Annotated in this window: 18 protein-coding genes and 1 pseudogene; 13 read left to right on the top strand and 6 right to left on the bottom strand. The window is 47.9% G+C overall.

Annotated features, from left to right (window positions below; genetic code table 11):
- Positions 1–102 precede the first annotated feature (102 nt).
- Complete coding sequence (locus tag ACFVQB_RS09825) at positions 103–759, bottom strand: TetR/AcrR family transcriptional regulator (protein ID WP_379437622.1); 657 nt, start codon at positions 757–759, stop codon at positions 103–105.
- A 191-nt stretch (positions 760–950) separates the two neighbouring features.
- On the opposite strand from ACFVQB_RS09825, the gene ACFVQB_RS09820 reads away from it, so the two are divergent.
- A complete protein-coding gene (locus ACFVQB_RS09820) occupies positions 951–1,766 on the top strand; it encodes an SDR family NAD(P)-dependent oxidoreductase (RefSeq protein WP_379437619.1) in 816 nt (271 codons plus the stop codon).
- A gap of 166 nt (positions 1,767–1,932) precedes the next feature.
- On the opposite strand, the gene ACFVQB_RS09815 is transcribed toward ACFVQB_RS09820, so the two are convergent.
- A complete protein-coding gene (locus ACFVQB_RS09815) occupies positions 1,933–3,693 on the bottom strand; it encodes a cellulase family glycosylhydrolase (RefSeq protein ID WP_379437617.1) in 1,761 nt (586 codons plus the stop codon).
- Between the two features lie 97 nt (positions 3,694–3,790).
- Positions 3,791–4,066 (bottom strand): annotated as a pseudogene (locus tag ACFVQB_RS09810) (DUF4385 family protein); the annotation flags it as partial.
- Positions 4,067–4,148: 82 nt separating this feature from the next.
- Here ACFVQB_RS09810 and ACFVQB_RS09805 point away from each other — a divergent pair.
- The 4 genes from ACFVQB_RS09805 to ACFVQB_RS09790 all read left to right on the top strand — a co-directional run bounded on the left by ACFVQB_RS09805 (position 4,149) and on the right by ACFVQB_RS09790 (position 7,746).
- Positions 4,149–4,616 (top strand): YfbM family protein, encoded by a 468-nt coding sequence (locus ACFVQB_RS09805; protein WP_379437614.1) that lies wholly within the window; start codon positions 4,149–4,151, stop codon positions 4,614–4,616.
- A gap of 114 nt (positions 4,617–4,730) precedes the next feature.
- On the top strand, positions 4,731–4,862 hold the full coding sequence (locus ACFVQB_RS09800; protein ID WP_256336468.1) for a hypothetical protein: 132 nt from the start codon (positions 4,731–4,733) through the stop codon (positions 4,860–4,862).
- 212 nt (positions 4,863–5,074) lie between these two features.
- Positions 5,075–6,580, top strand: coding sequence for a copper amine oxidase N-terminal domain-containing protein (locus ACFVQB_RS09795; protein WP_379437611.1), 1,506 nt, complete (start codon positions 5,075–5,077; stop codon positions 6,578–6,580).
- Between the two features lie 245 nt (positions 6,581–6,825).
- Positions 6,826–7,746 carry a GNAT family N-acetyltransferase gene (locus ACFVQB_RS09790; RefSeq protein ID WP_379437608.1) on the top strand — a complete coding sequence of 307 codons (921 nt, stop codon included), beginning with the start codon at positions 6,826–6,828 and terminating at the stop codon, positions 7,744–7,746.
- A gap of 81 nt (positions 7,747–7,827) precedes the next feature.
- Here the strand turns inward: ACFVQB_RS09790 and ACFVQB_RS09785 are convergent, their stop codons facing one another.
- From ACFVQB_RS09785 to pdxR, 3 genes are read right to left on the bottom strand one after another with little or no spacing between them, the layout of a single operon-like run.
- The gene (locus ACFVQB_RS09785; RefSeq protein ID WP_379437605.1) at positions 7,828–8,286 is read right to left on the bottom strand and encodes a GNAT family N-acetyltransferase; all 459 of its coding nucleotides are present in this window, start codon (positions 8,284–8,286) and stop codon (positions 7,828–7,830) included.
- On the bottom strand, positions 8,283–9,203 hold the full coding sequence (locus ACFVQB_RS09780; protein WP_379437602.1) for a D-alanine--D-alanine ligase: 921 nt from the start codon (positions 9,201–9,203) through the stop codon (positions 8,283–8,285). The genes ACFVQB_RS09785 and ACFVQB_RS09780 overlap by 4 nt, the downstream gene beginning before the upstream one ends.
- A 12-nt stretch (positions 9,204–9,215) precedes the next feature.
- The gene (pdxR, locus tag ACFVQB_RS09775) at positions 9,216–10,667 is read right to left on the bottom strand and encodes a MocR-like pyridoxine biosynthesis transcription factor PdxR (RefSeq protein ID WP_379437599.1); all 1,452 of its coding nucleotides are present in this window, start codon (positions 10,665–10,667) and stop codon (positions 9,216–9,218) included.
- A 670-nt stretch (positions 10,668–11,337) separates the two neighbouring features.
- Between pdxR and ACFVQB_RS09770 the strand changes: the two genes are divergently transcribed.
- The 8 genes from ACFVQB_RS09770 to ACFVQB_RS09735 all read left to right on the top strand — a co-directional run bounded on the left by ACFVQB_RS09770 (position 11,338) and on the right by ACFVQB_RS09735 (position 20,393).
- Positions 11,338–11,694, top strand: a complete 357-nt coding sequence (locus ACFVQB_RS09770) for a nucleotide excision repair endonuclease (RefSeq protein ID WP_062323036.1) — start codon at positions 11,338–11,340, stop codon at positions 11,692–11,694.
- A 261-nt stretch (positions 11,695–11,955) separates the two neighbouring features.
- The gene (locus ACFVQB_RS09765; RefSeq protein ID WP_379437595.1) at positions 11,956–12,705 is read left to right on the top strand and encodes a Bax inhibitor-1/YccA family protein; all 750 of its coding nucleotides are present in this window, start codon (positions 11,956–11,958) and stop codon (positions 12,703–12,705) included.
- Positions 12,706–12,979: 274 nt separating this feature from the next.
- The gene (locus ACFVQB_RS09760; protein WP_379437593.1) at positions 12,980–14,197 is read left to right on the top strand and encodes an AraC family transcriptional regulator; all 1,218 of its coding nucleotides are present in this window, start codon (positions 12,980–12,982) and stop codon (positions 14,195–14,197) included.
- A gap of 49 nt (positions 14,198–14,246) precedes the next feature.
- Complete coding sequence (locus ACFVQB_RS09755; protein ID WP_379437590.1) at positions 14,247–15,293, top strand: ABC transporter substrate-binding protein; 1,047 nt, start codon at positions 14,247–14,249, stop codon at positions 15,291–15,293.
- Positions 15,294–15,604: 311 nt separating this feature from the next.
- On the top strand, positions 15,605–16,465 hold the full coding sequence (locus ACFVQB_RS09750; protein WP_379437587.1) for an alpha/beta hydrolase: 861 nt from the start codon (positions 15,605–15,607) through the stop codon (positions 16,463–16,465).
- Between the two features lie 167 nt (positions 16,466–16,632).
- Positions 16,633–17,418 carry a 2,3-dihydro-2,3-dihydroxybenzoate dehydrogenase gene (locus tag ACFVQB_RS09745; RefSeq protein WP_379437584.1) on the top strand — a complete coding sequence of 262 codons (786 nt, stop codon included), beginning with the start codon at positions 16,633–16,635 and terminating at the stop codon, positions 17,416–17,418.
- Positions 17,419–17,441: 23 nt separating this feature from the next.
- Positions 17,442–18,776 carry an isochorismate synthase DhbC gene (gene dhbC / locus ACFVQB_RS09740; protein ID WP_379437581.1) on the top strand — a complete coding sequence of 445 codons (1,335 nt, stop codon included), beginning with the start codon at positions 17,442–17,444 and terminating at the stop codon, positions 18,774–18,776.
- Positions 18,777–18,779: 3 nt separating this feature from the next.
- Entirely contained in the window at positions 18,780–20,393 is a 1,614-nt protein-coding gene (locus ACFVQB_RS09735) for a (2,3-dihydroxybenzoyl)adenylate synthase (protein ID WP_379438118.1), read from the top strand.
- The last annotated feature ends 11 nt before the right edge of the window (positions 20,394–20,404 follow it).

The raw sequence follows: 20,404 nt of genomic DNA, 5'->3' as shown, positions 1-20,404 counted from the left end.
GATACAGAAGATAGATTAAACCAAGAAAAGGAGCATGCCAGGTGTATTACGCCTAGGCATGCTCCTTTTTCATTTGTTTTATAAGACTAGGTTCAATGCTTATCAATTCGCAGATACCCCAACAAGGGAGAGAATGACCATGGACAACGTATGATCATATAGCCTTTTGGCGGCTTCTTCACTCTCAATATGGCCTCCCAGATACAGATGGATGACACCATGCAGAGGGGCCCAGATCATACGGACTGCAAGCAGGAGATCATTCTCCTTAAGCATTCCCTGCTCAATTGCGGCCGCAACCAGGGACGTGATTTGTTTAAGAGCAGTTGCTGTTCCTTGCAGACTCTCTGCATCTGGTTTGAATTCTGCAAATGAACCGCCAAACATCAGCTGATAGAAGCTGGATTGTGTAATTCCGAAATCCCAGTAGGCATAAGCGAGATCGCGAAAATAATTCTCGAATGATGCTTGCTGAGGCACGGATTCAAACGATTGGGACAGAAGGGCGCACCCCTCCATGTATAGATATTTGGCTAACCCTTCTTTCTTGCCGAAGAGGTTATATATGATTTTGGTGGAGCACTCCATTCGTTCTGCCACGCGCCGAACCGTGACGGCTTCGGGACCGTGCTCTTGCAGCAAGGATGCAGCGGCATGCACAATATTTTGGCGCAGGTTTTCGGAGTGCTGGAGCCTGGCTTCCTGAAAGGTAGTGACCGTGTGAGCGGATTCTTTGGAACCCGAATTGTGATCTTTCATCTATCTCATCCTCATACATCCATATTGTTGTTTAACGGAAACCGTGTTTCTTATCGTCATTCTACTGTTTTACGCTGGAAATCGTCAAATGATCAAAAGAAGTTGACAGGAAGAAGATAAGAGGATACGATGATTTCATTAGGAAACAGTGTTTCCGATAAAAAACGATTGTTCGAAAAGGGTGGATGAATATGAAGCAGGTTCAGAATCAATGGGTACTCATTACGGGGGCTTCTTCAGGAATTGGGCAGACTTTTGCATTGGATATGGCGTCAAAAGGAAAACATGTGGTTTTGGTGGCCCGATCGGAGTCCAAATTGCGTCAACTGGCAGAACGGATTGAGCGAACCTATCAAGTGAAGACGGAAGTGATTGTAGCGGATCTATCCCAAGCGGATGCACCACAATACGTTTATGAGGAATGTATGAATCGGGGCATACAGGTCAATGTATTAATCAACAATGCGGGATTTGCTACGCATGGAATGTTTGAGCAGGTGGATGGTGCACGGCAGCAGGAAGAGATTATGCTGAATGTACTCGCAGTCATGAACATGACCCATCTTTTCCTGCCAAGCATGCTGCAAAAACGGAACGGTACCGTCATCAACGTTTCTTCAACGGCTGCTTTTCAACCTGATCCATACATGGCTGTATATGGAGCTACAAAATCTTTCGTTCTTTCTTTTACAGAGGCGTTGTATGAAGAGAACCGGAAGCGAGGCGTTAAGTTTTTGGCTCTATGCCCTGGCTCAACCGATACCTCATTCTTTGACGTAGTAGGAGCCGAAGAGGCCTCGGTAGGCAAACGGGATACGCCCGAGCATGTTGTGGAAGTAGCGATGAAGGCGTTGGAGTCAGGCAAGCCGTATGCTGTACCAGGCGCTTCCAATTACTGGACGGCCCAGCTCGCCCGCTTTATGCCGCGCAGACAAATGCTGCGCATCGTAGGGGGCATGCTTCGTCCCCGTTCGAAGAGTGGTAAACCGCAAAAGGCACAGGCTTAACCGTACCAAACCGTACCAAACCGTACCAAACCCAAAGACGCTGCCAGCGGGAATACCAACTGGCAGCGTCTATATTTGAACAATCTTCAGTACTGCATAGGTCATGCTGCATCCAGCAGCGCCTATTGCAATCAAATGCACTTTGAGTCCCAACGCTCGAACAGGCTCAATTTTGTACCTCACCAATCACCTGGCTGCCGTTCTTAATCAGAGTGTAGCGAATAACCTGACCACTCCAGAAGTGAAATGTCAGCTCGATCTGTCCGCCGTGCAGTTCTTTGAGCCAATCGGGCTGGAGCTTAATTTCATTGGTCTCATAAGAAGGTGCAAATGTGGTCAAGAATTCCTTATACGGTGTCCAGTCTTGTGGCGCTGTGTTATCACCGGAAGTATATACAGCCTCCATCGTGGCAAGCTGATCACCTTGAAATTGGGTAGGAATGGAGAAGGTGTCTACCGTACCTGTTGCGCCGCCCAACTCGGGCTCCGTGGACACAATCATATTCCATTTCCATTCTGCACCCTGATTGAACTTCGAAATGAGTGTTCCGTTGTTCCCAAGCTTCTCACTTGAGCTAATTAGCCGGGTTAACGCAGCCGCTCTGACAGTTAACGTGGTGCCACTGAACGAATAATCCGTGCCATCATGCAGCATCTGTTCACCTGCATACAGGGCAACTAACTTGTTTCCGTTTAACTTGATCGTCAATTGCTTGTCTTCCATAGGCGTACCTTTTCTGAAATAGAGCAGATCACTGTCTCCTACGGCAGAACGTCCTGTCCAGGAAGCTTGGATCATCTGAAATAAATCCGGGTCAGCCCACTGAAATGTTTGCCGATTCAGATGCTGACCATTGTCCCATAGCATGGACGTGATCTTTTTTTCTTTTAACTGATGGCCGATGAATTCAAAATATTTCAGCTTCTCTCCCTGTTCGATGACATCGGTATGCTTGTCAAAACCGAGCAGGCCGTATTCGCCCAGAATAACCGGAATACCTTGAACAACCAGCGTATTGTACACATTATTGAACGTGCTGGCCGCATCATTTTTCGTATTCGTATCGAAGGTGGTATGCCCCGCAATGTTGATGCTGAACGGCCAGTATCCGTAATAATGTACTGTAGCAATCAGATTGTGGTCCTTCAGCCCAGCAATCGTCTGATGCAAACTGTCGAGTCTCACTTGTGTTGGTGAACCTTCCAGCGTAGGCAGGACTAACGGGCGCTCGCTGTTATTTCCACCTGTTTGCCGTACCAGTTCAACAAATGCGGTGTTCAATTCATACAAAAGCTCCAGCTGTCGCGCCTCATCAATATTGCTGCCTAAGCCCATGTCGCCTGCATTTGTTGCTCCTCGATTAAAGCGCGGTTCGTTAACACTTTCAAACATCAGCTTATGCGGCTCGTCTTTGAACTGATCAGCAATCTGAGTCCATACTCCTTTATAACGGGAAAGCACCTGATCGTGATCATTGTCCAGTTGGCTGATCCACAGATAGGAATCATGGTGAACGTTCAGGACGACATAGAGATTGGCGTCCAGCGCCCATCGGACAACCTCCTGAACACGCGCCATGTAGGCCGGATCAACAGTGTAGTCTGGTGCGTCCCCAATATGCCCATCCCAGGTAACGGGAATGCGAATACTCCGATATCCTTGGGCAGCGATCTGCTGTATCAGTTCGCGGGTAACCCGCGGGTTTCCCCAATACGTTTCGTCGGGTCCAACCGTATCCAGGGAATTTCCCAGATTCCATCCCGGCTGCATCCCATCGACATAGGTTTGAAGGGGACCAAAAGCCGTCATGTCATGTTGTCTGGCAAGTTCAGACTCGGCTGCAGATGCAGGCAAAGGAAGCAGAATAAACAGACACAGGGTGATGCAAACAAGCGTCAGAACGAAATGGTGGCTAGGTGGGTTCATGAGGGCTCCTTTGGATGGGTGTACATCGTTAATCTCGTGTGTGCAGCTTGATGTATTGCATTATATCAAAATGAACATCCGCATGAATCAAGTATTTTCACCCATGTTCCTGCGTGTTCTCCGACTCATACTTCTCCCGATGCTCCTGCTTCATTTTCACATAATCGGGGTCCGTTTTGGCGATCTCTCATTGGGCTTTGAAAATGGCTGCTGATTCAGCCTTCACCTTATCATTCTGATAAGGCAGGATAGAGCCGTCCTCCTTCGAATATTTGCGTCCGCCTTTATGATTCGTATAACGTCTGGCCCGCGTATAGCCCATTTGCAGAAACTTGCGCGCCATATCCATTCCTCCTTGAAAGTTTTGTTCCTTTCCACCTCTTTCCCCGATTCTTGTACAACATGCACGGTTAATGGGAAAGAAGAGAAGTACATACATTAGGAGGGATAAGGGTATGGGCATGTCCGGCAGATATCTTGTTGTTACCAATGAATTGATTGAATCCATTAAGTCAGGTGAAGTCAGTGTGCATGATTGTTCGGTCGAGCTGGATATCGATAAAATGTGGCAGATGCTTCAATTTACGTTGACTGGTGAAGTGGTAGAGGGGCAGCCTCCTCTGGGATATGTGGTCCCTTTGGCAGGCGAACAATATCTGGGGAACTATTCAGACATGGATCTGTTCCTCCTGAACAACGAACAGGTACTTGAAGCGTACATGGCGTTAGAGCAGATGACGCCTGAAGAATTGAAGGAACGGTTTAGCCTGGAGCAAATGGTGGCTGAGGGCGTATATCCTGTCATGGATGATTGGGACGCAGATGAGACATTCCAGGAAATCGTTCAGACACTGAACGATGTTCAGGCTTTATATCAGGTAACTGCTGCCAGCGGGAAGGGGATTGTCTTTTATATTTTCTAAATTCTAAATTAAAATTTCGCACCTCTGTCTGTTTAGTTCTTCATTATTCCGGTTATTGATAGAAACAAGGTACAGCTTGTGCCTGAGAATCCGGTAGAAGAGAGGGAATATGATATGACACAGGACCAGAATGAAGAGAACAAAGCCATTCAAGACGACGAGCCGGATCAATTTGAAACCCCTGCACGTACCGATGGTAAAGAATCCGATGAGGATACTGAAGCAGAGGATACAGAAAAAGAATAAACTCAACTTTTTATGATTCGACTAGGCATTTTGTTATAGAAGCCAATTACACCAAATGTTTAAATATACGTCATACCCGAGGTCGGACAATTGTTCGGCCTTTTTTTGGTATTTATTTATCTACCTGGTTTACAACAATTACCTATAACCCTCATAATAGGAGTGAACCACATTTTTCCTAAGGAGGAGATCGTATCAAAAATCACAAGCTAGTGAAGTGGATTGCCGTACCACTCGTTTTGATGATGGTTGCGCTTACGGGATGTCAGGCCGTAGGTGGCGTAGATATTGGCAAAGCTGTTGTCAACAGTACAACCGTCAAGTCCGGTGAATCCAAACAGTCCATGCATATAAAAATTGAACCTACAGCAAACCTCGTCGATGAGGATGCGCTTCAAACGATTGAACTCATTAATTCCGTTTCATTGGATATTGAAGATGCCAAAGTGAAGGACTCCAGCACGGCGTCTGTCAAAGGTACACTAAGTATGCAAGGAAAGAAATTACCTTTCCATCTGTCGATGGATAAATCGGAAATGGTCATTGATGTAGACGGAGCGCAAAAGCCTCTATACATATCTTTGGAGGATGACACGCTTCCTATGCTAGATACGAAGGCATTGGAGAAGCAGATCGAGGAGCTTTCCCCGAAATTGCTGACCTTTGCGCTGAAGCATTTGTCCAACCCGAAAAATATATCCGTAACTCCGGTACAGGAATCGGTTAACGGTGAATCGCTGAGTCTCTCCAAGCTGCATGTGGAGATCAGTGGAGAAGAGCTTCTTGCCATGGTTAAACCGTTTCTGACAAGTGTTGCTCAGGATGAGCAAGGACTCAAGGATCTGATTGGAGATCTGTATGATGTGTTCTACCCTATCCTCGTTACGATCAACACGGTTGATAATGGCGACGGCAGTGCCCTGCCTTCTACTATTAGCGAATCGCGGGATGCTGAGGTTGCTTCATTGTACGAAATGATTAAGGGGGGGCTTGACGAGATCCTTGCCAATTACGACAAGGAACTAGCCAGCTTGTTGACCGAAACGCCTGAATTGAAGACGGTGTTCGGAACAGAGACCAATCTCAAATTGGACTTTTATCTGGACAGCGCACTGAATATCCGTAAACAGAATTATGATTTCAAAGTAGCGTTGCCTGCTTCTGAAGATCTGCCGATCAAATCGGTATCCGTATACGGTGACAGCGAACTGTGGAATATTGGTGGACCAGTGACTGTGGATGCCGTGGACAAAACGGGTGGTGCAATTGATCTGATGCAGGGAGATATCACGCCAGGTCAGATGTTGCGCAATTTTGATTCCAATTCACTTGTGTATCAGCTGTTGAAAGATGAAGCGGGAATCACCCGCAAAAATGTCATGCTGTATCCGGACGACGAATCCTTTGGCGCAATCACTGTTAAAAATACAACTTTTGTTCCTCTTCGCTATCTGTCCGAGGAATTGGATGCTGAAGTGAAATGGACCAAAGGGTCGGATAAAATCGTCGTTATTGACGATATCACCGGCGAAGAGATTGTCTTGACTGTAGGTTCCAAGAAGGCAACTGTTGCAGGCAAGGAAGTAACGATAGTTGAACCCGCCTATGTAGGCAAAAACGGAAAAACCTACGTCCCGCTGCGCTTTATGGCAGAATCTCTTGGGGCATCTGTAGATAAGGAAAAAGAAACAGGCTGGATTTTCATCGACCGGCCATAAGTAAGATTTGTATGTAAGCCTTAGGTTGAGAGGGGATTTCAGAGTATGCCAGATTTCTCGTAATGATCATGAAAGAACACATCGAAAAAATTCCGTTAGAGCATTAACGGGATACGTGTGTCCTTTTTGACCCATTACGAGGAGCTTCGGCGTTTCTGAAATGATGAAACGAATCGGGGAGTGCCTCTATTGGAGGTGCTCTTCTTTGTCGTGTCATCCCAAATAAATCCCCAGAGGTGTTATATATGAAAAATCATTTGACCATCCAATTACGGCGTGCTCAGCCAAAAGACGTGCTTAAGCTCACAGAGATATGCACCAGAGCCTTTGATCATGCGATCCGGGTCTGGGTTAAAGGAGACACAGTTCCGGACAGCAACATCTGTCCACCAGGCTATTCATCTGTTCGTATGCACAGTTACGTGATCCGCGAATGGGACTATTACGTTATAGAATGGGATGGTAGCGCCATTGGTGGAGTCAGTGTGAATGTATTGGGAAGCAGGCAAGCGAGGCTGGATAAAATCTTTATTGATCCCGTCTGTCATGGTCGGGGTATAGGATCTCAGGTTATCGGACTTGTTGAGGCCGAATTCCCGGAGATTGAGATATGGAAGCTGGAGACCTCGGGAAGACAGCGCGATAATCATCATTTTTATGAAAAAATGGGTTATGTCTGTCTCTATGCGTCTGAAGATGAATATGGATATGAGAAAATCATAACAACAGCATCTGTAATCCAGCTCCCATCCGAGGAATTATCCAATGTTAAGGGGGAGTCGGTTAATGAATTTTACCAGGCTGATCTGGATTCAGTACGCTTCAGCACCAGCAATCTTCGGAATACCCGGATGACCGATTGCAACCTGAGTGGGGGCAAATTCACTAATCTGAATATGACCGGAATATTATTGGCCGATTTGCGTTTAACAGATAGCAAGGTTGAATTCTGTGCTTTGGATGGTGTTCATTTTCAGGATACACATCTCGGCAAAGACAGTGTACCCATGCGTTGGGAACATTGTGACCTCAAGGGCAGTCATTTCAATGACTGTGATCTATCCGACGTACAGTTGGAACAGTGTCAGGTGGCAGGAATGAAGATCAATGGAGTGGCTATAGAGGAGTTACTTGCTGCGTATGAATCCATGAAGGTTAAAAGATAAATTACTTATAGCGAAATAGAGAACGCCCGTTTCCGACCTTTGTGTTGGAAATGGGCGTTTTCGTTGTTACTTGGTAAACAGTCAACTATGCTGCAAAGCCTGCGGCTTTTTGCTAAATCCGGTGCTTCCCGCGGTAAAGCCCATCTGTTGGTAGAATTCATGCGCAACTTCACGATCCGGGCGATTGCCGCTGTTCAGGGATAAGGAATCTACGCCATGAGTGGCTGCCCATTGCTCTGCTTCCAGAATAAGCCGACGACCGATGCCGGAGCTTCTGAACTGATCATGCACGATAAGAGCCATGATGCGGCAGTGTCTTCCGTTTTTTTCATATAGGTAAGAAGTTTGTAGTCCAATCAGTCCAACGACACGGCCACGGACTTCGGCAACTAACGTTGCAAAGTTTGAATCCGCAGCGATGTGTGAATAACGCTCCTTCATCTCGGCATACGTGGTTGGGTAACCGAGTTGATCCATAAGAATGACCATATCCTGCAGATCTTCAGGGGAACTGTTACGAATCGTTACATTCAGACTCATGATCGCGTTGCCTCCTTATGACGTTCTTTTAACGAGAGATCAATGATGGAATCCAGCAAACTGGCAAAGGAAATGCCTGCTGCGGCAGCACTTTTTGGCAGCAGGCTATTTCGTGTAAGACCCGGCAGCGTGTTCACCTCAAGCACATATGGCATGCCATCCCGAATCATCATATCTACACGGGCATAGACACTGCATTTTAACACCCGGTAACAGGTTAATGCCGCCGCTTCTACACGTTTGTGCAAATCCGCAGGCAAATGCACGACCTGCTCCTCAGCGCCGCCGTCATTATATTTGGAGGTGTAATCGAAAAAATCGGCATTTGAACGAATCGAGATAACAGGAAGCATCTGACCATCCAGAACGGCGCAGGTAATCTCCTCGCCCTCAATATATTGCTCGATCATGACGACTTCGTCCCAGACAAGTGCCGCTTCTACAGCGGTGTGAAGAGCCGAGGGTTCCTGCACCACTTGTGTACCGATGCTGGAACCGCCTGAATTGGGCTTCACCACAACGGGATACGTTAATTGCTGCACAGTGGCTGATGACAATTCATCCAGACTGCTTACCTGAAGCCACTCGCCAGTAGGTACACCGGCATGCTGGATGAGCCGTTTGGACATATCTTTGTCCATGCATACGCTGCTCGCGAGGACACCACAGCCTGTATAAGGAACGCCAAGTGACTCCAACGTGCCCTGGATTGTACCATCCTCGCCGTATTTTCCGTGCAGAGCGAGCAGTGCCACATCCAACCCTGCGGCTTTGTCGATGAGATCCCGTTTGCTGTTGATCTCTACCGAAATAACCTCATACTTCTGTCCATCCAGATGGTTGATCATCTCCTGTCCGGTGAGCAGGGAAACATCCCGCTCCGAAGATGTGCCACCCATTATCACGCCAACTTTCATGTGTAATCCTCCTCATCTCATTTGAGCAACAGTCTCGCCAATGATGCGAATGCCTTTGCGAATGTTCTCATCGCTAACCCGGGAGAAGCCCAAACGCATCGTGTTTTGTCCCTGGCCCGGTTCAAGATAAAAGGTATCCCCGGGCATGAAGGTAACGCCTTTTGCCTTGCAAGCCGCCAGCAGCTCCCTCGTGTGGTATTCCGGTGGGAATTGTGCGAACAGGTGAAGTCCACCTTCACCAGAAACCCGGCACATCGGCAGATACTGCCGCAAGCAGCGAACGACCAGCTCATATTTACGCTTATATTCCGTACGGGCCCGCTTCAAATATTTCTCGAAATTGCCGTTGCTCAGATACTGATAGAGCAGCGACTGATCCAGCGTCGAGGTATGAATGCTGCGCGCCCGTTTCATGCTTTCCAGATAATCAATCAGCGCCGCATCCGCAATGACCCAGCCTACGCGCAGTCCCGGAAACAATACCTTGGAGAAGCTGCCCAGATACACGAGTCCGTTACCTTTGCCCACACTGGCAATCAGAGGAGAGACGTGGGAACCGGAATAACGCAATTCCTCGTTAAAGCCGTCTTCAATAATCGGCACATGGTACTGGTTCATCAACCGAATGATCTCTGTCCGTTTGGCAGGTGATGTGACGATCCCGGTTGGATTGTGATAGGAGGGCACGAGATAGGCCAGATCATACGGGTTTGCTGCAAGTTCCCGTTCCAGCTGTCGCAGATTCAGACCATCTGATTCCATATCGACACCGGTAAGATGGAATTGATGAAGCCTCAGATTTTTAACAGCGGTATGATGTGTCGGGTTTTCACACAGGGCCCTGCCGCTTTTTTTGCGAAGTGCACCCAGTACCAGATCAAAACCTTCCGTAAATCCGTTGGTAATCAGAATATCTTTGCCGGTCAGGTCGACACCCTTATTTTCCATATAGCGCAGCAGATACTTCATAAGAGGCCTGTAGCCTTGCGCATATCCGTAATTCAGCAGCACTTCACCTTCAAGCGACATTCGGTCGAGGAAGGCTCTTTTTACATTGTGCATGTCGAACAGCTTCTCATCTGGCGCAATGCTGGTAAATGAAATCTCACCGCGCTCCGAGCCAGAGCCATGCTTCATCAGATCATACTGCTCCGCCTGGATTGCGTAGTCGCTGACACGTTCGTTCCAGTCCAGCTGCCACCCGGATGTTGCCTCAGGTGCATCAATGGTGGAACTAACGTAATTGCCTTTGCCTTTGACCGCGTAGATCAGGCCTTCTTCCTCCAGTTCAGCATAGGCCAGCAGAATCGTGCTGCGGCTTACTTTCATGAGTGTACTGAGTTCGCGTGTGGAAGGAAGCTTTTGTTTGGCTTGCAGGCCGCCTTTGAGCATCAATCGCTTCATATAATCTTTGACTTGTATATATACAGGGCGGTCCTCCGTCAATTGCAGATCGGAATACATCCCATCACTCCCTTATTTGCTATCTTGCCATATTATAACCCCCGCAGAAAGAACCACGATACCTCTGTTTCCCTGCGGGAGTGGTTGGTTGTTTGCGCAAACGTAAAAAAGCCCTAGCATCATGCCGGGCTGGGGTGAAACGTGATCCATCTTTTATAGTGCTGCTGCTATAACTTTCTAGGTTGGCGTTGCATGACTAGTCTCTCTAGGATCGATAGCTATCTGTCCTTCTACGTGTGTCTATTTACTCTCGTACGGCTATAATTGCAGGCTTTCTAGGTGAATCCAATTCTATACTACCTTCGTAAATCTAGGATCTTTCTACGTTTGCTTGCTGCAAGGGTCGAGTAGATGATGAATCGGAAAGCTATAAGGCTAGGTCTTGCTAACTGTACTCTTGTCGTGCGCGCGTAACAGAATTCAGTATGAAAAAGATGATCAATCATAGGGTACAATAGACGGAAGTAGATATAAAGACATATGTCTTAGTGCCCAAATTCTTCCTCATACCCCTATAGTACCACTTTGAATCAGGGAAGTTAACCTTTTTTTTGAAATATTTGTCGTAATAGTTGAAAAAAGCTTGAATCTTGCTTCTTATTAATGAAATGGTTTCCCTTTATAATATATGATAGGATGTAAACCTATAGATAATGAGGAAGTGAGCCTATTGATTAATATTACTGTGCCAACACCAGATGTCACCATCACGAAGCAGGCTGATCCACAGCTTAGCCACATTTATGGATTCACCGATTTCCACCTGATTACACGGGAAAAAGGCGGTATCTTTATGTTTTACAATGCCGCTGGTGAGTTGTTATTTGTCGGGAAAGCACGGAAATTAAGACCGCGCATCAAGAAACATTTTGAAGATACGGTATCACCAATGAAGTCACACCGCGAGGAAGTAACCACCATTGAAGTATGCGTTATTGAAGATCCGGTGGATCGCGAAATTTACGAGACCTATATCATCAACACGATGCGTGCGAAATACAATGTAGATAAAGTGTTGTACAAATAAGTATTTCGAATATGCCCCAAGAGCGTTAAGAATTGGAAGCAAATGATGAAAATGCTGAATAACGTGTAAAAGCATTCTTCGCAAAGTTTTGGGACATATAGCCTATACCTTGCGTCAACAGACAAGGATGTGATCTGTGGATTGCATCCCACGTCTGCTTAGAAGCATTAGATTTTTCAATATGCAATTCGTAGATTTGGCAATGTAGAACGTAGAGATGGCATTACTGAATTAACCAAATACATAGAAGAGGTGATTATTTTGATCGGACGTAGCGGTAACCCCACACTCAAAGATAGTACGTTTGAAGACTCCAGAGGATATGGAGATGATCGGTATCAAACTAGTATGACGATCAACGGTACGGTAAACAAGGCGTTTATTACGCTGGTAATCCTGCTGGGCAGTGCATTTGCATCCTGGATGATGTTTTTTAATGGGCAGGAAGTGCTTCCCCTTGCATATGGAGGGGCAATCGTCGGATTTATCCTCGCATTGATTATTTCATTCAAACCTGTTGCAGCGCCTTACCTTGTGCCGATCTATGCCGTGGCAGAAGGGATGTTCCTTGGTGCACTCTCGGCTACGTATGAATACTTGTATAACGGCATTACGCTGCAAGCTGCTTTGCTGACCATGGCCGTCTTTATTGCGCTGCTGATGGCATACAAGACAAGATTGATTAAAGCTACGGAGAATTTCAAGCTGGGGGTTGTAGCAGCAACCGGAGGTATTATGATCATGTATCTCCTCAGTTTCGTTCTTGGTTTGTTCGGGGTTACCGTTCCCTATCTGCATGACAACAGTCTGATCGGAATCGGGATTTCTGTCGTCATCGTTATTGTGGCCGCACTGAATCTGGTACTTGATTTCGACTTTATTGAAAGTGGTGCCGACAACGGTGCTCCGAAGTATATGGAGTGGTACGGTGCATTTGGATTAATGGTTACGCTGGTATGGCTGTATATTGAAATTATTCGTCTGCTCGGCAAGCTGCGGAGCCGTGATTAATTCAATCAATTCAACTCTTGTCAAAACTAATCATGCAATTCCTCATCAAAAGCTAATTCGTGCCCAAAACACGCAGTTAGCTTTTTTGCCGTTTACTGGATAGTCCTAACATCGCACTGTGTACATTTTTCCATATATGGATTGACTGGGTGGAAAAGAATGTGATATTTTAATTGATAATGATTATCATTTTCGTTAAGCTAGTATAGTATCGGCAGTATTGCCCTGTACATTTCATATCAAACCGATCAAGCAGATCGAAAGGAGTGGCCTTATGTTACTGGAAAATGATTCGCAGACCCCTGCGCAGTTGCCCGTTACCGGCCGCAGTCCCAAGACGGATCTTGCCAAGGTAAAAGTATATATGGACGAGCACTATGACGAACCATTGTCTATTGCGGATCTCGCCCACAAAGCCAATATTAGTGCGAAATATTTCGTGGATTTGTTCAAGAAGACCTACGGACAGAGTGCAATGGAATATCTGACCGATCTTCGCATCAATCGTGCAAAACGATATCTGAAAGAAACAGGGTATAAACTTCGTGAAATCGCGCTGAGAGTAGGCTATAGCGATGAGTATTATTTTAGCCGCAAATTTAAAAAGGAAGTGGGCGTATCTCCTTCGGATTATGCCAAAAATGCGAGAAAACGCATTGCCACCTGCTCCTCCAGCATCATTGGACAGCTATTGGCGCTTAATGTCATGCCTGTCGCTGCGCCGATTGATCCCAAATGGACCGCTTATTATTATAACGCGCACCGGACAGAGATTCAGTCTCATCTGAGACTGACCGACCCGTATACCAGCTTGAGATTTGAGGCCAACGTGGAGCGGTTGGTTCATATCCGGCCGGACGCCATTGTGGGTACCGACCAGATCGGTGAACAGGATCAGGCCAAGCTGGCTGAGATTGCACCATGTTGTTTTGTACCGAAGTATCACTTGGATTGGCGTGCGCAGTTACGCATGATTGCTGCTTTTCTGGAACGGGAAGAACAGGCAGAGCAGTGGATTAGCGTATACAATCAGCGAGTCGAGAAGGCACGGGATTCTGTAAAGCAGAAAGTGGGCCGAGAGAAGGTCATCGTTGTCCGAGTGTATGGTCAGCACCTGTATCTATATCGAAATCCGGGCATTGAAGAGGTCTTGTACAATAATGGCTTACAACTGGAGACGTTCCCCGATGTTCAGGCCAACACACGGTTAACATTGGAACAGCTGGCTGCACTAAATCCAGATCGGATTCTTGTTATGGTCTGCCCTGAGGCCGCATCGCGGGCGTACTGGCTCAGTCTGCAGCACTCGCCGGTATGGCGTCAGCTTAAGGCAGTAAGGCAATACCAGATTCATTTGATTACAGGTGATCCTTGGTTTGACTACTCCGCCGTAGGCGTGATGCGCATGCTGGATGAAGCGCTGCTGATTTTTACGGGATATTGTCCAAATGTATATCTGGATAACGTCCATGGTGATTCCCAGGCTACATGACATATAATCCATCTATCTAAATGAGAATGTTTATCAAGGGGGATATGTCATGTTTCAACAGAAAAAAGGTAACGGACACCGTTCCGTTCGTCCATTTCGTAGTACCGGTTTCTCGGCTTTGCTCGTACTGGTATTGATTACGGGTCTGCTGTCTGCCTGTGGCTCAAAATCAGAAAATGAGGGAGAAGCACAGAAAGAGCAGCCAACAACGGAGGCTTCGACCACGGCCTCATCAGGGACTGCTGTAACCGAAGGGAACACGGAAGACACCAAAGGAGAACGAACTGTTAAAGACGATCTGGGACATGATGTTATCGTTCCTGAGCATACAGAGCGTGTTTTTGCACCTTATCTGGAAGACTCTCTGCTTACACTGGGTGTCAAACCGGTTGCCCAATGGGCGAGTGGTACGCAAGGACATGGTTACCTTCAGGATCAGTTGAGCGGAGTGCCAACACTGGATTTCTCCAGTGGATTGCCTTCTCCTGAAGCACTGATGGCGTACAATCCGGATTTTATTATTCTACACACAGCCCAATATGCCGAGAACGGAGTATATGAAAGTTACTCCAAAATTGCACCAACCTACGTATTTACGAATGCTTCGGGTGATGTCGAGAAATCTTTGCAGGTGATCGGTGATCTGCTGGGCAAAACGGCTGAGGCCGAAAAAGCCATTGAAACGTACCATGCGAAGGTAGATGATGCTAAGGCCAAGCTCGCCAAAGTGACCGAGGGCAAGAAAGCAGCGATCATTCGTTTTGCACCTCGCGGGATCAGCATGATGGGTGGTAACTACTTTAGTGGTTATGTGGTTTATCAGCAATTGGGGCTTGGCAAGCCTGCACTGGTGCAAACGGAGAACAGCGCAACGGTATCGACCGAGGTGTTGCCTGAGATTGATGCCGACTTTATTTTCACGGTGGAACAGGGTCCGGGGAGCATGAAGGAAATGACGGATACGAAAGTATGGAATAGCATGCCAGCCGTTAAAGCTGGACATGTGTACGCAGTGGAGCCCGCTCCGTGGCTGGGCGGTGGATTGATTGCTTACGGTCATGTCATTGACGATACGCTGAAGGCGTTAACGCAATAATAGAGCCTAGATTTAATTCATTAATGTATTGATCGCAATATGAGAACTGTAGCTCCCCGCGGAGTGCCAGAAACCGGACAAATTCCAGCGTTTCAGGTATACCCGTGAGGGAGTTTTTTTATTTTCAGGGGTAACCAAGTCAGTTACAGAAATGTGGGAATATGGAGATAATCAAAATCATTTCTGGATATCGTCCATGGGACAGCAGGATGGACTCTCTTATAATTGGTAATGAGAATCAATATCATATAAGCATGTGTAGTTCAGTATTCAACTTATATACGCAGAACAACGAGGAGGAACCATCCGTAATGACGTTTCAGCCCAATCAACCCGCATCTGGCACCCTTGAACATATCGCACGCAGCACCGTACAGATTCCACGTGCCGAACAATGGACCATGAAATCACGCAACGGCAATCATGCCTATCAGATCATGGTATTTCAACCGGCAGAAGCGCCACCGCCTTCAGGATATCCGGTGATCTATCTGCTGGATGCCAACTCGGTGTTTGGCACGATGGTGGAAGCCGTTCGTGTACAGGGCCGCAGACCGGAGAAGACCGGAGCACTTCCGGCCATTGTTGTAGGCATCGGTTATCCAACGGCGGGCCCTTTTTCGCCGCACCGTTACTATGACTTTACCCCGCAGGCCACAACGGAATATACACAGAATTCGGACGGAACACCTTTACCGAAACAGGGTGGAGCCGATGAATTCTTGCAGTTTATTGAAGAAGAGCTGAAGCCGGATATGGAACAGCAATTCCGGATTGACCGGAGCAGACAGGCCATATTTGGACATTCCCTTGGTGGATTGTTCGTGCTGCATACGCTTTTTAAGAAACCGGAGGCTTTTCGCTATTACATTGCGGGCAGTCCTTCGCTTCACTGGAATCAAAACGTTATGCAGGCGGAGGAACAGGAATTTGTCGCACGTCTGGAGCAACATCCTGTGAACGTCAAGGTGTGGATCGGCATGGGTGAACAGGAGAAGACGCATCCTGCGCGCAACAATGATAAGGCTTCGAGTCTTACAGAACGGTTATCCGCGCTGAAGCAGCCGGGTCTGGACATTAAATATACCGAGTTCGAAGAAGAAAATCATGTATCCGTATTGCCGTTTCTGATCAGTCGTACGATGCGTTTTGCCTGCAGCCCGGAGTCGTAGGAGTAAAGAGTTGGCAGCATTTTTCAATCAGAGATACGGGTATGGGAGATTGGACAAAAGACAAGTGCACAGAAATGTTACGGATTTACGGATGATCCAATCGGGTTCGGCAGGCTAACATATCTCTCCAACAGGAGAGGGAGCAGTAGTGCAAGGGAGGAACAGGAGTGAGTTACACAGGGATTGATGGAAAAGTAGCCGTAGTCACCGGTGCTGCGCAAGGCATTGGTGACGCTGTGGCGAGATTGCTTGCCGAGCAGGGCGCTATTGTTGCCGCTGTCGACATACGAGAGGATCAGTTGAATCAACTGGTCACAGATCTGCATAGTCAGGGTCATCAGGCAACAGCCTATCCTGTGGATATATCTAATCGTCAATCCGTGGAAGATGCAATCCAGCATATTGAGGAGACATTAGGCCCGATTGGCATTCTGGTGAATGCAGCAGGTGTACTATACACAGGGGCTGTGAGTGAGCTCCGAGATGAAGAATGGACAAGAACTTTCGACGTGAATACACATGGTGTATTTTACATGTCACGTGCTGTGGTGCGATACATGGCCGAACGTCAATCGGGAGCGATTGTTACTGTAGGTTCTAACGCTTCAGGTGTGCCCCGGATGCACATGTCCGCCTACGTAGCCTCTAAGGCGGCTTCAACCATGTTCACCAAATGTTTGGCACTTGAATACGCCTCAGACCATATCCGCTGTAATATTGTATCTCCAGGATCGACGGATACCGATATGCAGCGTGCATTGTGGGCAGATGAGCAGGGAGCACAGGCCGTTATCGCGGGTTCCCCGCAAGCATACCGACTGGGCATACCGCTGAACAGGTTGGCGTTGCCATCGGATATAGCGGATAGTGTGCTTTTTTTGGTATCGGATCAGGCTAGACATATTACGATGCATAACTTGTGTGTGGACGGAGGCGCCACGCTAGGTGCCTGAATCAAGATAAGGAGATGATAATCATGTCAAAAGCGGGTACGGTTGCTGCAACTTCCGCCTTACACCTTCTGGAACAATATCGGGAGGGGACGTCCTTTTTCTGGTCTTCACCGCAACATACCCTGTTAGCTCAAGGGGAACAGATGCGATGGTCTGCCATGGAGATATCGGAAGAGAATACACCCGATTCCATGGACGCGGTTAGTGTTACTGAACAAAAGCGGAATGAAGCAACGCAGCTTTTTATGAACCGGATGGAACAGCTGATGGAAAAAGCGAGACGCTCGGGCCAAACGAAACCGATTGTGGTCGGCGCCATTCCGTTCGATCCGATACATTCTTCTGCGGAGCTATTCGTGCCAGAAAAGATCCAATGGGCTGAACCCTTATCCCCGGACTCCAGAGCATTGGTGGAAAAACGTCCAGCCGCAGTGGGTTGTGCGGTACGTGAAGAACCTGCCGGAGCAGTTTTCCAGCAAAGCGTAAACAACGTTTTGATGGATCTGAATCAAGGCGAACTCCACAAAGTTGTGTTATCCCGTACACTGCATGTGACTTCACAGACGTTTGTGGACACACATCAGTTACTCCGTAATTTGTTCAGGGATAACACACACGGATATACATTTGCAGTTCCAATGACGAAGCTCTCTCAATCAAAAGGTAATATAACAACGGATAAACGAACTATTGTTGAGTTGGGAAATGAAACCCATCGGACGTATATCGGAGCGAGTCCCGAATTGCTGGTTACCCGGAAAGGGTCCAAAGTAAGAGCCAATCCACTCGCCGGGTCTGCTGCCCGGAGTGAAGACCCTGCTGAGGACCGCCGCCGTGCAGAAGCACTGCTGGCTTCTGCCAAAGATCGCCATGAACATGCAGTAGTCATTGAGGCTGTGGCGGAAGCACTGCGTCCGCTGTGCAAGCAACTATCCGTCCCGGCAGAGCCTTCCCTGATTCAGACACGGACCATGTGGCACTTATCCACGGAAATTCACGGAGAGCTTGCTGATGTTAACACATCATCAGTGGAACTTGCGTTTGCCCTTCATCCGACACCAGCAATCTGTGGAACGCCTGTACAGGCCGCTCGGGAAGCCATCCGAGAACAGGAGCCGTTTGAACGGGGATTATTCACTGGCATGGTGGGCTGGTGTGACAGTGACGGTGACGGCGAGTGGGCTGTAACGATCCGATGTGCGGAAGTGGAAGGAAGAACGCTTAAACTGTTCGCTGGAGCGGGTATTGTTGCAGGTTCTACAGCAGAAGCGGAGCTGGCAGAGACCTCAGCGAAATTCGGAACAATGCTGCTTGCCATGGGTTTGGATTCATCTGTGTCCAGTATGAAGGAGGAATGAATGATGCTGTCAGGATTTCAGGCCTGGCCTGAGGAAGTTGCCGAACGTTATCGTCAGGAAGGCTGCTGGGAAGGAATTACGTTTGGAGAAATGCTCCGCCAGCGCGCAGAACTATATGGCAATCGGGTAGCCGTTGTCAGTGGTGAACAACAATTAACCTATGCGGAGCTGAACGACCGGGTGGATCGTCTGGCCGCTGGCTTATATGCCAAAGGGATACGAAAGCATGATCGAGTGATTATCCAGCTGCCTAATATTACGGCGTTTATAGAGGTGTGTTTTGCCTTATTCCGCATCGGAGCACTGCCTGTATATGCACTTCCCTTGCACCGGAAGAGTGAGATTACGTATTTTGCCCGTTTCTCTGAGGCCGTGGCATATGTGATACCTGATCAGGATGGAGGGTTTGATTACCGCATGCTGGCAGAAGAGGTTCAGGCAGAGGTTGCGGGACTTCGGCATGTATTCGTGGCGGGAGAAGCGGGTCGGTTTACGGCCTTGGAGGATGTTTATACACCATCAGTCACACTGCCGGATGAGCCGGTTTCTTCGGACGTTGCTTTTTTACAGTTGTCTGGTGGAAGTACCGGGCTGTCCAAAATGATTCCCCGCACCCATGATGACTATATCTACAGTTTGCGGAGAAGTGTGGAGGTTTGCGGGCTTACCCCAGAGAGTGTCTACCTGGCAGTTCTGCCTATAGCACATAACTATCCCATGAGCTCACCCGGCTTCCTGGGTACGCTGTACGCGGGTGGAACCATTGTGCTGTCACGCGGGTCCAGCCCGGATGAAGCTTTTCCACTCATTATGCGCCATAAGGTGACCATAACGGCTCTTGTACCACCCCTTGCGCTCATATGGTTGAATGCGGCGGCTACCCGGGGGATTAAACTTCCCTCACTTGAGGTGCTTCAGGTTGGCGGAGCCAAATTCAGCGCGGAGGTGGCTGCACGTGTCCAACCCGTCCTAGGCTGTACCTTGCAGCAAGTGTTCGGCATGGCGGAGGGGCTGGTGAACTACACCCGTCTGGATGATCCGTTGCATGTCATTGTTAACACTCAGGGCAAGCCGATGTCTCCGTATGACGAAGTACGAATTGTGGATGATGAGGACATGGATGTGGAACAGGGACAATCGGGACATTTACTGACGAGGGGTCCTTATACAATTCGTGGTTATTACAAGGCTGAAGACCATAACGCCAGATCGTTTACCACGGACGGTTTCTATCGTACCGGAGATATTGCGAGTCTTACGGCCGATGGATATCTCGTTGTGGAAGGACGGGCGAAGGATCAGATTAACCGTGGCGGCGATAAAGTGGCAGCCGAGGAAGTGGAAAATCATCTGCTTGCCCATCCTGCCGTACATGATGCGGCTTTGGTATCCATGCCGGATGAATATCTTGGCGAGCGTTCCTGTGCGTTTATCGTGCCGAGCGGTGAAGCTCCGTCAGCTGCCGAAGTGAAATCTTTTCTGCGTAATCGGGGTCTGGCGAGCTATAAAATACCGGATCGGATTGAGTTTGTGCAGTCGTTTCCCAAAACTCAAGTTGGCAAAGTAAGCAAAAAAGCGTTGCGCGAGATGATTACTACTAAACAGCCCATATCCTGATTGTAAATTCG

The organism is Paenibacillus sp. NPDC057886 (genome assembly GCF_042796655.1).
GTDB lineage: Bacteria > Bacillota > Bacilli > Paenibacillales > Paenibacillaceae > Paenibacillus.
The sequence above is the reverse complement of the archived record's forward strand: the minus strand, read 5'-3'. Positions and strand labels throughout refer to the sequence as shown.

Bases quoted from the DNA above. Each gene is read 5' to 3' on its own strand.
- ACFVQB_RS09760 (WP_379437593.1), top strand. From the start codon at position 12,980: ATGTTACTGGAAAATGATTCGCAGACCCCTGCGCAGTTGCCCGTTACC.
- ACFVQB_RS09735 (WP_379438118.1), top strand. From the start codon at position 18,780: ATGCTGTCAGGATTTCAGGCCTGGCCTGAGGAAGTTGCCGAACGTTAT.
- ACFVQB_RS09780 (WP_379437602.1), bottom strand. From the start codon at position 9,203: ATGAAAGTTGGCGTGATAATGGGTGGCACATCTTCGGAGCGGGATGTT.
- ACFVQB_RS09755 (WP_379437590.1), top strand. From the start codon at position 14,247: ATGTTTCAACAGAAAAAAGGTAACGGACACCGTTCCGTTCGTCCATTT.
- ACFVQB_RS09805 (WP_379437614.1), top strand. From the start codon at position 4,149: ATGGGCATGTCCGGCAGATATCTTGTTGTTACCAATGAATTGATTGAA.
- ACFVQB_RS09790 (WP_379437608.1), top strand. From the start codon at position 6,826: ATGAAAAATCATTTGACCATCCAATTACGGCGTGCTCAGCCAAAAGAC.
- dhbC (WP_379437581.1), top strand. From the start codon at position 17,442: ATGTCAAAAGCGGGTACGGTTGCTGCAACTTCCGCCTTACACCTTCTG.
- ACFVQB_RS09820 (WP_379437619.1), top strand. From the start codon at position 951: ATGAAGCAGGTTCAGAATCAATGGGTACTCATTACGGGGGCTTCTTCA.
- ACFVQB_RS09785 (WP_379437605.1), bottom strand. From the start codon at position 8,286: ATGAGTCTGAATGTAACGATTCGTAACAGTTCCCCTGAAGATCTGCAG.
- pdxR (WP_379437599.1), bottom strand. From the start codon at position 10,667: ATGTATTCCGATCTGCAATTGACGGAGGACCGCCCTGTATATATACAA.
- ACFVQB_RS09750 (WP_379437587.1), top strand. From the start codon at position 15,605: ATGACGTTTCAGCCCAATCAACCCGCATCTGGCACCCTTGAACATATC.
- ACFVQB_RS09815 (WP_379437617.1), bottom strand. From the start codon at position 3,693: ATGAACCCACCTAGCCACCATTTCGTTCTGACGCTTGTTTGCATCACC.
- ACFVQB_RS09800 (WP_256336468.1), top strand. From the start codon at position 4,731: ATGACACAGGACCAGAATGAAGAGAACAAAGCCATTCAAGACGACGAG.
- ACFVQB_RS09825 (WP_379437622.1), bottom strand. From the start codon at position 759: ATGAAAGATCACAATTCGGGTTCCAAAGAATCCGCTCACACGGTCACT.